This is a genomic window from Vibrio sp. 10N.239.312.C11 (genome assembly GCF_041466065.1).
GTDB classification, from domain to species: domain Bacteria; phylum Pseudomonadota; class Gammaproteobacteria; order Enterobacterales; family Vibrionaceae; genus Vibrio; species Vibrio tasmaniensis_A.
This window is the reverse complement of record NZ_JBFSRZ010000004.1, coordinates 25,883-40,365: the sequence shown is the minus strand read 5'-3', so window position 1 is coordinate 40,365 and position 14,483 is coordinate 25,883. Positions and strand designations below refer to the sequence as shown.

Annotated in this window: 10 protein-coding genes; 8 read left to right on the top strand and 2 right to left on the bottom strand. The window is 46.9% G+C overall.

Going from position 1 to position 14,483, the window contains the following annotated elements:
- Nucleotides 1-26: 26 nt before the first annotated feature.
- Both AB6D07_RS02980 and AB6D07_RS02975 read right to left on the bottom strand, forming a co-directional pair.
- On the bottom strand, nucleotides 27-3,458 hold the full coding sequence (locus tag AB6D07_RS02980; protein ID WP_032500773.1) for a PAS domain-containing hybrid sensor histidine kinase/response regulator: 3,432 nt from the start codon (nucleotides 3,456-3,458) through the stop codon (nucleotides 27-29).
- Between the two features lie 118 nt (nucleotides 3,459-3,576).
- Nucleotides 3,577-4,773 carry a 3-phenylpropionate MFS transporter gene (locus AB6D07_RS02975; protein WP_017103640.1) on the bottom strand — a complete coding sequence of 399 codons (1,197 nt, stop codon included), beginning with the start codon at nucleotides 4,771-4,773 and terminating at the stop codon, nucleotides 3,577-3,579.
- Nucleotides 4,774-5,005: 232 nt separating this feature from the next.
- On the opposite strand from AB6D07_RS02975, the gene AB6D07_RS02970 reads away from it, so the two are divergent.
- The 8 genes from AB6D07_RS02970 to dusB all read left to right on the top strand — a co-directional run bounded on the left by AB6D07_RS02970 (nucleotide 5,006) and on the right by dusB (nucleotide 14,478).
- The gene (locus AB6D07_RS02970; protein WP_069592250.1) at nucleotides 5,006-6,838 is read left to right on the top strand and encodes a DUF294 nucleotidyltransferase-like domain-containing protein; all 1,833 of its coding nucleotides are present in this window, start codon (nucleotides 5,006-5,008) and stop codon (nucleotides 6,836-6,838) included.
- Nucleotides 6,839-6,848: 10 nt separating this feature from the next.
- Complete coding sequence (locus tag AB6D07_RS02965) at nucleotides 6,849-7,481, top strand: 3'-5' exonuclease (protein WP_017103304.1); 633 nt, start codon at nucleotides 6,849-6,851, stop codon at nucleotides 7,479-7,481.
- Nucleotides 7,482-7,699: 218 nt separating this feature from the next.
- Nucleotides 7,700-9,649, top strand: a complete 1,950-nt coding sequence (gene acs / locus AB6D07_RS02960; protein ID WP_372091277.1) for an acetate--CoA ligase — start codon at nucleotides 7,700-7,702, stop codon at nucleotides 9,647-9,649.
- Nucleotides 9,650-9,958: 309 nt separating this feature from the next.
- Entirely contained in the window at nucleotides 9,959-10,408 is a 450-nt protein-coding gene (aroQ, locus tag AB6D07_RS02955; RefSeq protein ID WP_029222975.1) for a type II 3-dehydroquinate dehydratase, read from the top strand.
- A 74-nt stretch (nucleotides 10,409-10,482) separates the two neighbouring features.
- Entirely contained in the window at nucleotides 10,483-10,935 is a 453-nt protein-coding gene (gene accB / locus AB6D07_RS02950) for an acetyl-CoA carboxylase biotin carboxyl carrier protein (protein ID WP_017062707.1), read from the top strand.
- A gap of 15 nt (nucleotides 10,936-10,950) precedes the next feature.
- Nucleotides 10,951-12,294 carry an acetyl-CoA carboxylase biotin carboxylase subunit gene (gene accC / locus AB6D07_RS02945; RefSeq protein WP_017103306.1) on the top strand — a complete coding sequence of 448 codons (1,344 nt, stop codon included), beginning with the start codon at nucleotides 10,951-10,953 and terminating at the stop codon, nucleotides 12,292-12,294.
- 187 nt (nucleotides 12,295-12,481) lie between these two features.
- Nucleotides 12,482-13,369, top strand: a complete 888-nt coding sequence (gene prmA / locus AB6D07_RS02940) for a 50S ribosomal protein L11 methyltransferase (protein ID WP_012604987.1) — start codon at nucleotides 12,482-12,484, stop codon at nucleotides 13,367-13,369.
- A 140-nt stretch (nucleotides 13,370-13,509) separates the two neighbouring features.
- Entirely contained in the window at nucleotides 13,510-14,478 is a 969-nt protein-coding gene (gene dusB / locus AB6D07_RS02935) for a tRNA dihydrouridine synthase DusB (protein ID WP_032500707.1), read from the top strand.
- The last annotated feature ends 5 nt before the right edge of the window (nucleotides 14,479-14,483 follow it).

Below are 14,483 nucleotides of genomic sequence, written 5' to 3'. Positions count from 1 at the left end.
TTTTTAATATCTAAGAGTTAATTAAACTAACTCACCCGATTCAATACCGCTCTGAGTTTTAAGGGTTTCACTGGCTTGGCAATAAAGCTAAAGCTGTTGGCCTTTATCGCTGCCAACATGTCATCGGTTCTATCGGCACTGATGATGACCCCTTCAAAAGAGTCTCCAAGGCGCAAGCGACACTGCTGCAATACTTCGAGCCCGGTTCGGCCATTATCCAAACGGTAATCCGAGAAAATGACATCCGGCTGCCAACCCTCATCTAGGCACTGCAAGCTTTCGACCAGATCAACCGCAGTCTTAACCTCACAGCCCCAACGTCCAATCAGGTTTTCCATGCCGACTAAGATTTCTCGTTCATTGTCGACACACAATATCTTGAGGTGCTCGATGTCGCTGGTCGCCATTGGCGTCGAAGCTTGTACAACCGGAGCCACTTTTTCCGCTCGAGCCAAGGTGATGGAAAAGACACTGCCTTGACCCGGCCATGAACGCATCGAAATTTGGTGACCAAGCACATGAGCAATGCCTTTGGAGATGGCTAATCCTAGCCCCAACCCCTGATCAGCGCGCACTTGGCTACCACGAGTAAACTCTTCGAAGATCTCCTGTTGCTTGTCTTCATCGATACCGGTTCCGTTATCCCACACATCGATTCGAACCTGTCCATTCACTCTTCTCGCACCCAGTACCACTTTCCCTTCCGGGTTATAGCGGAACGCATTGGTCAAAAAGTTCTGAATCACACGCCTCAACAGCTTAGGGTCTGAGTGAATAAACAATGACGATGGGATCATCTTAAACTCAATTTTCTGCTGTCTCGCTAAGGCACTAAATTCCGCATTTAAGTTGGTTAGCACATCGTGCACGGCAATCGCGTGAATGTTGGTTTCTAACTTTCCTGACTCCAATCGAGAGATATCCAGCAAGTCTCCAATCAAATCTTCTGCGGCGCCAAGCGCACTCTCGATGTGAGATGAAAGTTGCTTCACCTCTTGCTCTTTTGCTACCTCAGAAAGTGACGAAGCAAATAGACGTGCGGCATTGAGCGGCTGCATCAAATCGTGGCTTACCGCGGCTAGAAAACGACTCTTAGATTGTGACTCTTGATCCGAAATCTGCGTGGCTTTTACCAAGCGATGATTCAGTTTTTCGAGCTCTTGAGTTCGTTCATGAACTCTCGATTCCAAGCTTTCGTTAGCATCTTTTAGCGCTTGCTCTGCTTGTCTGAATACCGTGATATCGGTAAAGCTCATCACAAAGCCACCACTTGGCATTGGGTTACCTTGCACCTCAATTACTCGGCCATCAGGACGAATACGAGAAGAGGTGTGTCGAGTGCCTTGCTCAAGGTGATAAACACGGCGACGAACGTGATCTTCTGGGTCACCCGGACCACACAAACCCTGTTCGGCATTATGGCGAATCACATCGGAAATGGGTCGCCCAACCTGAATCAAACCCGCAGGAAATTCAAACAGCTCTAAGTAACGTTGATTCCACGCCACCAGCCTCATTTGTTTATCTATTACTGCGATGCCTTGGCCAATATGTTCAATCGCTCCTTGCAGTAAACCACGGCTGAAGTCGTACAGTTCCGAAGCTTCATCAACGATGGTCGCGACTTCTTCAAGCTGCATGTTTCTTCCCTGCAAAGCGGAAGTAAGTACTAACTTAGCAGACGAAGCACCAAATACACCTGCGAGCACGCGCTCTGCGTGTCGAATCAGACTTGCAGGCGCTTGTTGATTAGGAAGCAGCGGCTGACCGTGTTGTTGCCAGTAGCTGTGTAAGGCACTTTTGGCACGCTTACGGCCTACAAAACGCGACGCCAGCATCTCTAATTCAGCGACTGTCACGCGATTCTGATAGAGGCTGATATTCTCGTTCTCAGGCAGTGGCGTGCCAACAAATGCCGCCGATTGTAAGCGCTCACTTAGGCTTGGGCGAGTCGTCATCGAAACCATGGCATAGCACAAGGTATTGAGCACAATACTCAGCACAATTCCCCAGTTTGAGCTGCTGATATCCCAACTGTTGAGCAACTCTGGTGGCGTAATAATCCACAGTAAAAGGTTACTTTCACTATCGCCCGCCAACATGCTGGTTTGGCTCATTAGGGTAATCAGCCAAATCAAGGAGCCAACCATTAAACCGACATACACGCCCTTGCGGTTACCCGGGCGCCAGTACAAACCACCAATAAGTGCTGGCGCGAATTGAGCAATCGCAGCAAACGAAAGAAAGCCAATCGCTGACAGTGAATGAATGGTATCGAGCGCTTGATAAAACAGCCAAGCACCCAATAACAGAAGTAAAATTAGTCCGCGGCGAATCACCAATAACAGACCAGAAAAATGTCGATGGGTTCTTTGGGTTAGGCGCATACGGCGCAGTAACAGTGGCATTACTAAATCATTCGACACCATGATCGCCAAGGCGATGGTCGAAACAATTACCATGCCGCTCGCAGCCGAAGTTCCACCAAGGAAAGCCAGCAAAGCAATGTGATTAGCGCCTTCTGCCATTGGCACACTGATCACGTAGGTATCCGCTGGCATGCCAGTAAGTAGCCCTTGTCCTGCCCAAGCAATTGGCAGCACGAACAGTCCCATCAAAATCAGGTAAAGCGGAAACAACCAGCGAGCGGTATGAAGGTCTTGAGGACGTTCGTTTTCTACCACCATGGTATGGAACTGGCGCGGCAAACAGACAATCGCCAACATGGTTAACACGGTATGAATTATTAAGGTCGGAATATTCGGTGATTCGTAGGTGGAAGCCGCCACATCAAGCAGGTCGATTTTGTCGCTGCTCATCGCCAGATACATGATGAACAAGCCAACAATCAAGAATGCGGCGAGCTTAACGATGGATTCAAACGCCACCGCCATCATCATGCCACGGTGATGTTCAGTGTTATCAATGTGTCTTGTACCAAACAACATGGTAAAAATAGCCAAAGCACCGACCACGAACCAAGAGACGTGATAGTCCTGATAACCAAAGTCAGCCGCTAGGTTGGGTGCAACAATATCCAACCCCATGGTGATACCACGCAGCTGCAGAGCGATATAAGGAAGGATACCGACTACGGCGATAACCGTCACCGCCACCGCTAAGCCCTGAGATTTTCCATAACGAGCCGCGATAAAGTCGGCAATGGAGGTGATGTGCTCCCGCTTCGCAATCAGGATCAGCCGCGCCAAGATCCGCCAGCCTAGTGTAAAGACCAGAATCGGGGCGAGATAAATGGGTAAAAAGGACCAAGGGTTATTGCTCGCCTGCCCGACCGTTCCATAGAAGGTCCAAGAGGTACAATACACGGCAATCGAAAGGCTATAGATCCACGGGCGCCAACGCGATAGCCAACGAACCTGCCTGTCTCCATACCAAGCGATCAGAAATAACACGCCCAAGTAGGCTAAAGAGACTGGAATTACTACCCATCCTTGCATTGAAAACCCTTTCTTCATCCATAAAAAAACCTCTCCATAAGGGAGAGGTTTCATTTAACTAAGGATGGGTGATTAACTCAATCGCATCGCTTAAATTCTGTGCTTTAGACTCTAATTATCAGCATTTGCTGTGAGATTCTGACTGTTCCGAATCTGATTGATTAATCTCAACCACTGAACTTCTTTCATCCAACTTAATGAACAGAGCAAGTGCACCCATTGCAGCCATACCCCAGAAGATATTTGCGCCCCAAAGCTCATAACCCCAACCACTTAAGGTAGTCATCAGTGCTATAAAGGCACCCAATGGAATCGCGTTATACAGGGCTTGTAGCGCAACCATCTTGTTTTGCTCTTCAGATTGGATGTATTGAATCGCGGCGATGTGTGCCATCGCAAAAGTCACACCGTGCAGCAACTGCACCATAACCAGTGCAAAAATCGCCGTTGTTGATGCGGTAATACCCCAACGCGCCATCACCCCAATAGCTGCGACAACAAACAAAGTACGCAGTGACCAGCCTGAGAATAATCGCTTACTCAGAGCAAATACGGCCACCTCAGCAACAACACCTAGGCTCCACAAGTAACCGATGATCGCTTCTGAGTGACCCGCTTCTTTCCAATAAATCGCACTAAAACTGTAGTAAGCCGCATGACTGCCTTGCAGCAGCGCCATCAAGGCTAAAAATTTTACCACTGACGACTCACGCAGCAGTTCACCTAGTTTTGGTCGCGGCGCTTGTTGCTCAGATTGCGTTACCGGCATCACGTTAGGGTTTCTCATCGCTAACATTAACGACAACAGCACACCAGCAAGCGCTGTATACAAAATCATATCAGTGCCGAACTGTGCGACTAAATAACCCACCACGGTTGAACCTGCAATAAAAGCAATTGAACCCCAAAGGCGAGTTCGGCCGTAGTCGAGCATTTTCAAACGACTGTAATGGTTAGCCATCGCATCAGAAAGAGGAATGATCGGCCCACAACAGAGGTTAAACAGTATCGTTGCCAACAACATCAGTAGAAAGCTGCCACCAATGAAGAAGTGGAAGCCAACAAACAGCAACGCAGCGAAACTCAAACAGCGTAGCGCTGGCATCAAGTGTTCCACTTTATGGATACGCGGCGTAATCACTAGGTTAGCCACACAACGAGTCGCAAAGCCGATACCAATCAATACGCCAATATCACCAGCAGACACGCCTTGGTCTTCAAACCACAACGCCCAAAATGGCAAATACACGCCATACGCAAAAAAGAAACCAAGAAAATACTGAGAGATCCAGCCATAGGGTGAAGGGCTAAACATAAATGACCTATAAAGTGTGCGGAAAAAGGCAGCACCAATTATGCCTATCTCGCATACGATGAAAAAGGGAATTATTACTGGGATAGTATTCCCATATTCAATGGGTCTGAATATCGCATTTCAACAAGAGATTTCACGCTCATCAATACCCATGCTCGCATTTAGACTAAAGTCGTCTGGAGCTTCGCTGGTAATTTGTCAGACTGATTAAAGACTCCCACTTCTTCTTGTGATGCTTATGCCTGACAAATTTAATATGCAGCACCCACCCTTCGATAGCCTGTCCGACGCCGAACAGTTGAAGCTTCGCTCTTCATTAGACGTGGTGTATTACCGCTCTCAAGAAGTGATACTGGAAGCTGAAAGGCCGAGCCGACACCTGCATATTTTGATCAAAGGGGCTGTTGAAGAGCGCGCGAGCAGTGATGGCGAGATTTACGCACACTATGCCAATGACGATATTTTTGATGTCCGTAGCCAGTTTGAACCTCACACCAAACACCAATATATCGCACTCGAAGATACATTAAGTTATCTGCTGCCCACCGATATTTTTCTTGAGCTTTACCACGCCAATGGCCAATTCGCAGCCTACTTTGATAGCAACCTATCAACACGAAAAGCTTTGATAGAAGCCGCCCAGCAGCAACAGAATCTTGCCGAGTTTATATTGACCAAGGTGGATGACTCTATTTACCACCCACCACTGATACTTGAACCAAACCAACCGATCAACCAAGTCACTCAAACCCTTAAAGAACAAGGGTTGGACTCGGCTCTGGTTTATTTAGAACATGATGATCCAAAAGCTTTTGGATCATCATGCTCCTTACCGTATGGAATCGTCACTCGAACCAATTTATTGCATGCTGTGATGCTCGATAATTTCCCACTGGATGCGCCTGTTGGTGAGATCGCAACGTTTCCGGTGATGCACGTGAACCAAGGCGATTTCTTATTTAACGCCATGATTACCATGACCAGAAATCGAGTAAAAAGGTTGATGGTTTGTGATGGTGAAAATGCGGTCGGCATGGTGGATATGACACAGATCCTCAGCGCATTCTCCACACACTCCCACGTTCTTACTTTGCGTATTGCGCGCGCCACCTGCGTTGAAGAATTGGCAATGGCATCCAACAAACAACGTCAACTGGTCGAGAGCTTGCTCAGTAATGGGATTCGCACACGCTTTATCATGGAACTGATTTCTGCGGTCAACGAACAGATCATAGAGAAGGCTTTTGAGTTGGTGATCCCACCTGCACTGCATAATCATTGCTGCCTAATCGTGTTGGGTTCCGAAGGCCGTGGGGAACAAATTCTCAAAACCGATCAAGACAACGCGCTAATAATTCAAGATGGTTTGGAGTGGCATCAATGCCAAAGTGCCATGAACGACCTCACTCATACCCTTCAACAATTGGGTTACCCACTGTGCCCGGGCAACGTAATGGTCAACAATCCGAAATGGGTGCATTCAGAACAAGAGTGGAAACAAACCCTTACCCATTGGGTAAAAAAAGCCACGCCAGACACCGTGATGGATATTGCGATCATGGCAGATGCACACGCAGTAGCGGGTAATAGAGAGTTATTAAAACCTGTAAAGCAGCACCTCAGTGATTTAATGCTCGGACAAGAATTGATTCTGACGGAGTTCTGCCGCCCTGCCCTTAACTTCTCAGTTCCCCTGACCCTGTTTGGTAATGTGAAGCAATCCAAGTCAGGGCTCGATATCAAACAAGGCGGTATTTTCCCTATCGTGCATGGTGTGAGAGCGCTTTGCCTAGAGCATGGTGTCACGGTAAACAACACCTTCGAACGCATTGAGCAGCTGGTCAGCAAGAAAGTATTAGAGCAAACTACTGCCGATAATCTCAGTGAAGCACTCAAGCAATTCTTTAAGTGGCGTTTAGCCCAAAGGCTTTCTCAGCAGCACAGCAGCAACAAGATTAACGTCAAACTAATGGAACGAGCAGACAGGGATCTGCTTCGACATAGCCTGCACGTGGTGAAGAAGTTCAAGCAATGGCTCGGCTACCACTATCAGATACGGGATTAGGCATTGAACGATGAATAGGTTGGTTCGCTATTACTGGCATCACAAGCTCAAAGGCTCTCTCTATCAGCCTCTGTTTACTGCGCCTATTGATCATGAATATGTATCGCTCGATTGTGAAACCACCAGCCTAGACCCCAATCAGGCAGAATTAGTCACTATTGCCGCGACCAAGATCATCGGTAACCGAATCATTACCAGCCAACCTTTTGAAGTCCGGTTGCGCGCCCCGCAATCGCTCGATTGCAATTCAATAAAAATCCACCGCATTCGTCATCAAGATCTAAAACACGGCATCGAAGAAAAACAGGCTTTAATCGAGCTACTGAACTTCATTGGAAATCGTCCTTTAGTCGGCTATCACATCCGTTATGATAAAAAAATTCTCGACCGCGCCTGTTTAAAACAGCTTGGATTTCCACTACCTAACCGATTAGTCGAAGTGAGCCAACTCTATCAAGACAAACTCGAAAGACAGCTGCCCAATGCCTATTTTGATCTCAGCATGGACGCCATCTGTCGCCAGCTCGATTTACCGATACCGGTCAATAAACATGATGCATTACAAGATGCTATCTCCGCTGCGCTGATCTTTATACGCCTAAAGCACGGTGACCAGCCTCGCTTCAACTCTTCTTATTCTTAATTCAACCACGGGCTTTCTACATAGAGAGCAACATCTCAAAAATGAACTTAACTCGCTATTTTGTAAGTGAAAAGCGGCGTCTCATCCTAAAGTCTAATTGTGGAAATCGCCGTCCTAGCCGAGAGTGATAACACAAAGACGGTTCTGTAATAGACCTAGAAACTGAACACAAAGGAAGTTGCCAGTTCATTAGGAATGTAGGCACAAGGAGAGATGCAATGAGTGAAGCCCACGTTTATCCGGTAAAAGAAAATATTAAATCAACCACACACGCGGATAATGACACTTACCTAGCCATGTACCAGCAATCTGTTTCTGACCCTGAAGGCTTTTGGGGTGAACACGGAAAAATCGTTGATTGGATCAAACCTTTCACACAAGTAAAAAACACCTCTTTCGACCCTGGCCACATTGATATTCGCTGGTTTGAAGATGGCACGCTTAACGTTTCGGCTAACTGTATCGACCGCCACCTTGCTGAGCGCGGTGATGAAGTCGCTATCATCTGGGAAGGCGATGACCCGGCAGATGATAAGACTCTAACTTTTAATGAACTGCATAAAGAAGTGTGCCTGTTTTCAAATGCTCTAAAAGAGCAAGGCGTACGCAAAGGTGATGTGGTTTGTTTATACATGCCAATGGTCCCAGAAGCAGCAGTAGCCATGCTGGCATGTACCCGTATCGGCGCGGTTCACACGGTAGTATTCGGTGGTTTCTCACCAGAAGCACTATCTGGTCGTATTATCGATTCAAATTCTAAAGTCGTTATCACTGCCGATGAAGGCGTGCGTGGCGGCCGTGCGGTTCCACTGAAGAAGAATGTCGATGAAGCACTGACGAACCCTGAAGTGAAAAACATCGAGAAGGTTGTGGTATTCAAACGCACTGGCGGTGAGGTTGCATGGCACGAACACCGCGATGTGTGGTGGCACGATGCTATTGCTAATGTATCTGCAGATTGCCCACCAGAAGAGATGAACGCAGAAGATCCACTATTCATCCTTTATACATCAGGCTCAACAGGTAAACCTAAAGGCGTTATGCACACCACAGGTGGCTACCTTGTTTATGCAGCGATGACCTTCAAATACGTATTCGATTACCAAGAAGGCGAAACTTTCTGGTGTACAGCGGATGTGGGTTGGATTACTGGCCACACATACCTTGTTTACGGGCCGCTTGCTAATGGCGCAAAAACGATTCTGTTTGAAGGCGTCCCAAATTACCCGAACACCAGCCGCATGAGTGAAGTGGTCGATAAGCACCAAGTTAATATTCTTTATACTGCGCCAACGGCTATTCGTGCATTGATGGCGAAAGGCAACGAAGCCGTTGAAGGCACGTCTCGTGACAGCCTAAGAATCATGGGCTCAGTGGGTGAACCTATCAACCCAGAGGCGTGGGAGTGGTACTACAAAACAATCGGTAATGAGCAGTCTCCAATTGTTGACACATGGTGGCAAACAGAAACGGGCGGTATCTTAATTGCACCGCTACCAGGCGCAACTGACCTAAAACCGGGCTCGGCAACTCGTCCATTCTTCGGTGTGCAACCGGCGCTGGTTGATAACATGGGTAACATCATTGAGGGCGCAACAGACGGCAACCTAGTGATTCTTGACTCTTGGCCAGGACAAATGCGTACCGTTCATGGCGATCATGACCGCTTCGAACAGACTTACTTCTCGACCTTTAAAGGCATGTACTTCACCAGTGACGGCGCTCGCCGCGATGAAGACGGTTACTACTGGATTACGGGTCGTGTCGATGACGTGCTTAACGTATCAGGTCACCGTATGGGTACCGCTGAGATTGAATCGGCTCTAGTCGCGTTCGATAAGATTGCAGAAGCCGCGATTGTGGGTATCCCTCATGATATTAAAGGCCAAGCGATTTACGCTTACATCACGCTAAATGATGGTGAGTTCCCAACTGCAGAGCTTCATAAAGAAGTGAAAGACTGGGTACGTAAAGAGATTGGCCCAATTGCAACGCCAGATGTACTGCACTGGACTGACTCTCTACCAAAAACTCGTTCGGGTAAAATCATGCGTCGTATCCTGCGTAAAATCGCGACTGGCGATACAGGTAACCTAGGTGATACCTCGACACTGGCCGACCCAAGCGTGGTTGATAAGCTGATTGCCGAGAAAGCCGAACTGGCATAAGCAACTAATCACTGTTTAAAACAGCACTTTCTAAACCGTCACCTATGTGGCGGTTTTTTTATGGCTGATCTTGATCTCAAATATCCCGCCCCAAATTAAGGCTAAGACGCTTTTTTGTTAAGTTGGTAACAATTCCAAGCTGTATCAATAGGAGATTAGACCAGTAAATTGCTGCGATTTGCGCTGAATTAGCTATAATCTGGTTCTAATTTTTAAATTTGGGTTTTTCTCACTAGAAATTAACCGCAAATTTTCAATAAAATGGCAACATTCAAGTTCGTAAACACGATAAAGGAAGATAGCCCCACGATGTCTACAAAGTTTCGCATTCTAGTTTTAAATGGCCCAAACCTTAACCTGTTAGGCCTTAGAGAGCCTGCACACTACGGTTCTCAAACACTTGACCAGATTGTTAGCTCACTGACCGAGCAAGCGAAAGCACACGATGTTGAGCTATCTCACTTACAGTCAAATCGTGAGTATGAACTGATTGAAGCTATCCATAGTGCTTATCAAAATGTTGATTTTATTATTATCAACCCAGCAGCCTTTACACATACCAGTGTGGCACTGCGTGATGCACTACTTGGCGTTGCCATCCCATTTATTGAGGTTCATCTATCGAATGTTCACGCGCGTGAACCATTCCGTCACCACTCTTACCTATCTGATAAAGCAGAAGGTGTGATTTGTGGCTTAGGTGCCCAAGGTTATCAATTTGCTTTGACCGCTGCGCTCAGCAAGCTCAACTCAAAGTAAACATAAACAACGAACTATTACTAACCTACTCAGTCATAGAGTAAGTTCAATTAACAGATAAAGAGAAAGAAACAATGGATATTCGCAAAATCAAAAAGCTAATCGAATTGGTTGAAGAGTCTGGTATTTCTGAGCTAGAAATCTCTGAAGGTGAAGAGTCAGTACGAATCAGTCGTAACAGCACTGCACCTGTAGCACCTGTTCAATATGCAGCTGCTCCAGCACCTGTAGCGGCAGCAGCTCCTGCGGCGGCACCTGTAGCAGCAGAAGCTGCGGCTCCTGCAGTTCCAGCTGGTCACCAAGTTCTTTCTCCAATGGTTGGTACTTTCTACGGCGCTCCAAGCCCAGATGCAAAACCATTCGTTAAAGTTGGTCAATCTGTAACGGCTGGCGAAACGCTATGTATCGTTGAAGCAATGAAGATGATGAACCAAATCGAAGCTGATAAATCTGGTGTTGTAACAGCTATCCTAGTTGAAGACGGTCAACCAGTAGAATTCGACCAAGCTCTAGTAATTATCGAATAATAGAGAGCACTCATTATGTTAGATAAATTAGTAATCGCGAACCGTGGTGAGATTGCACTACGTATTCTGCGTGCATGTAAAGAGCTTGGCATTAAAACGGTAGCGGTTCACTCAACTGCTGACCGTGACCTTAAGCACGTACTGCTTGCAGACGAAACCATTTGTATCGGCCCAGCTCGTGGTATCGATAGCTACCTAAACATCCCTCGTATCATCAGCGCAGCTGAAGTGACAGGTGCAGTAGCTGTTCACCCTGGCTACGGCTTCCTATCTGAAAATGCAGACTTTGCAGAACAGGTAGAGCGCAGTGGCTTTATCTTTGTTGGCCCTAAAGCTGAAACCATTCGCATGATGGGTGACAAAGTGTCAGCTATCACGTCAATGAAGAAAGCTGGCGTACCTTGTGTGCCAGGTTCTGATGGTCCTCTTGACGACGACGACGCGAAAAACAAAGCGCACGCTAAGCGCATTGGCTTCCCAGTTATCATCAAAGCATCTGGCGGCGGCGGCGGTCGTGGTATGCGTGTTGTTCGTTCTGAAGCAGAACTAACAGAAGCTATCGCGATGACTCGTGCTGAAGCAAAAGCATGTTTCAACAACGACATGGTTTACATGGAGAAATTCCTAGAAAACCCACGTCACATTGAAGTACAAGTGCTTGCAGATGGCCAAGGTAATGCTATCCACCTAGGTGAGCGTGACTGTTCAATGCAGCGTCGTCACCAAAAAGTTGTGGAAGAAGCGCCAGCTCCAGGTATCACTGAAGAGATGCGTAAGTACATTGGCGAACGTTGTACTCGTGCATGTCTTGAGATTGGTTACCGCGGTGCAGGTACATTTGAATTCCTATACGAAAACGGTGAGTTCTACTTCATCGAAATGAACACTCGTATCCAGGTTGAGCACACGATTACTGAAATGGTAACGGGTATCGATCTAGTGAAAGAGCAACTTCGCATTGCTGCTGGTCAGCCTCTATCATTCACACAGGATGATATTAAGCTGCGCGGCCACTCAATCGAATGTCGTATCAATGCGGAAGATCCGGTTCGCTTCCTACCTTCTCCGGGTAAGATCACGCGCTTCCACGCTCCAGGCGGCATGGGTGTACGTTGGGAATCTCACATCTACACGGGCTACACAGTGCCACCGCATTACGATTCAATGATCGGCAAGCTGATCACTTACGGTGAGAACCGTGATGTTGCTATCGCTCGTATGAAGAACGCATTGGGTGAAATGATTGTTGAAGGTATTAACGTTAATACTGAGCTTCAACTGTCTATTATGAACGACGAAAACTTCCAACACGGTGGGTCAAACATCCACTACCTTGAGAAGAAGCTTGGTCTACAATAGACGCTAGCCTTCCGTAATTCGTTCTCTGTAGAACAGTAATAAATGCTCACTTCGGTGAGCATTTTTTTTGTAAATACTCGCAATAATCAATTCATCATCCCCATTATATTCCGTGGGGTTTTGGTGAATTTGCTCATATTTTCTGCTAGACTCGCCATCCAATTTTTCTCATATAGAAGATGCAGCCATGCCTTGGATTCAAATCAAGCTTAATGCTACCAATGAAAATGCCGAACAAATCGGCGACATGTTAATGGAAGAGACTGGTGCTCTTTCTGTAACTTTCCTGGATGCACAAGATACCCCTGTATTTGAGCCTCTGCCGGGCGAAACTCGCCTTTGGGGTGATACTGACATTCTCGCGCTTTACGACGCTGAGACTGACACTGGTGTCGTTCTAGCGCAGATTAAAGCAAGCAACATGTTCCCTGCAGACTTTGCTCACAAAGTAGAGCAAATTGAAGACAAGGATTGGGAACGTGAATGGATGGACAACTTCCACCCAATGAAGTTTGGTGAGCGTTTATGGATCTGTCCTAGCTGGCGCGATATCCCTGAACCTGACGCTGTAAACGTAATGCTGGATCCCGGTCTTGCATTCGGTACCGGTACTCACCCAACAACAGCATTGTGTCTTGAGTGGCTTGAAGGCCTAGACCTGACAGGTAAAACCGTGATCGATTTCGGTTGTGGTTCTGGCATTCTTGCGATCGCTGCGATCAAACTTGGCGCGGCAAAAGTTGTCGGGATCGACATTGATCCTCAAGCTCTGCTTGCATCAAAAGACAACGCACAACGTAATGGTGTTGCTGAGCAACTAGAGGTGTTCTTGCCACAAGATCAACCAGAAGGTTTACTTGCTGACGTTGTTGTTGCCAACATTCTTGCCGGTCCATTACGCGACCTTTCTGGCATCATTAAAGGTCTAGTAAAGCCAAATGGTGTACTAGCAATGTCGGGTGTTTTAGATACACAAGCGGAAGATGTTGCAACTTATTATCGTGATGAGCTTCACATTGATCCGATCATTGAACAACAAGAATGGTGTCGAATCTCTGGTCGCAAGCAAGGCTAGGTAAGACTTTGGCCGCTAATTGACTGAAATTTAAACGAATTACGAAAACAAATTGTAAATGCTCAAATATTAGTCTTTTCACGCAGCGAAAAAATGCGTAAAATGCGCGCCCTTGCTGGTACAGAACTGTGATGACATTTTTGAAAATCGGAAATTATCAACTTAAGAACAATCTAATCGTCGCTCCTATGGCTGGCGTAACGGATAGACCATTCCGTGAGTTGTGTCTTCGTTACGGTGCGGGGATGGCAGTCAGTGAAATGATGTCCTCCAATCCGAAAGTTTGGAAAACGTCAAAATCTCAGCAGCGTATGGTACATGAAGGCGAATCGGGCATTCGTTCAGTACAAATCGCTGGTGCAGATCCACAGCTTATGGCCGAGGCTGCTCAATTCAATGTTGCTAACGGTGCGCAAATCATCGATATCAACATGGGTTGTCCAGCCAAAAAAGTGAATAAGAAGCTTGCGGGCTCAGCCCTACTTCAGCATCCAGAACTCATTGAAGATATTCTGAAGGCTGTGGTAAATGCTGTCGACGTTCCAGTAACGTTGAAAACGCGCACAGGCTGGGATACAGGCAATAGAAACTGTGTCCAAATCGCGAAAATAGCCGAAGACTGCGGCATACAAGCTCTTGCCCTTCACGGGAGAACTCGCGCTTGTATGTACAAAGGTGAGGCAGAATACCAACACATTAAAGCAGCGAAACAAGCAGTATCTATTCCGGTTATCGCTAACGGTGATATCGATAGTCCGGAAAAAGCGAAGTTTGTGCTGGAGTACACCGGCGCTGATGCTTTAATGATAGGTCGACCTGCCCAAGGACGTCCTTGGATTTTTAACGAAATCCTACACTATTTGGAAAACGGCACCACGATGGACCCACTCCCGATTTCGGAAGTGAAAGACATCATGCTTGGTCATGTGCTCGCTCTACATGAATTTTATGGAGAGTTTTTAGGCCCTCGCATCGCTCGTAAGCATGTGGGTTGGTATCTAAAAGAGCATGAACAAGCGAGTGAGTTTCGCCGTACCTTCAACGCATTCGAAGCAGGTGATCTGCAGCTTGAAGCGCTAGAAGGTTTTTTTGATAACGTTGCACCATAATTACG

Excerpts from the sequence above, each read along its gene's own strand:
- AB6D07_RS02980 (WP_032500773.1), bottom strand. The coding sequence starts at position 3,458 with ATGCAAGGATGGGTAGTAATTCCAGTCTCTTTAGCCTACTTGGGCGTG.
- AB6D07_RS02975 (WP_017103640.1), bottom strand. The coding sequence starts at position 4,773 with ATGTTTAGCCCTTCACCCTATGGCTGGATCTCTCAGTATTTTCTTGGT.
- AB6D07_RS02970 (WP_069592250.1), top strand. The coding sequence starts at position 5,006 with ATGCTTATGCCTGACAAATTTAATATGCAGCACCCACCCTTCGATAGC.
- AB6D07_RS02965 (WP_017103304.1), top strand. The coding sequence starts at position 6,849 with ATGAATAGGTTGGTTCGCTATTACTGGCATCACAAGCTCAAAGGCTCT.
- acs (WP_372091277.1), top strand. The coding sequence starts at position 7,700 with ATGAGTGAAGCCCACGTTTATCCGGTAAAAGAAAATATTAAATCAACC.
- aroQ (WP_029222975.1), top strand. The coding sequence starts at position 9,959 with ATGTCTACAAAGTTTCGCATTCTAGTTTTAAATGGCCCAAACCTTAAC.
- accB (WP_017062707.1), top strand. The coding sequence starts at position 10,483 with ATGGATATTCGCAAAATCAAAAAGCTAATCGAATTGGTTGAAGAGTCT.
- accC (WP_017103306.1), top strand. The coding sequence starts at position 10,951 with ATGTTAGATAAATTAGTAATCGCGAACCGTGGTGAGATTGCACTACGT.
- prmA (WP_012604987.1), top strand. The coding sequence starts at position 12,482 with ATGCCTTGGATTCAAATCAAGCTTAATGCTACCAATGAAAATGCCGAA.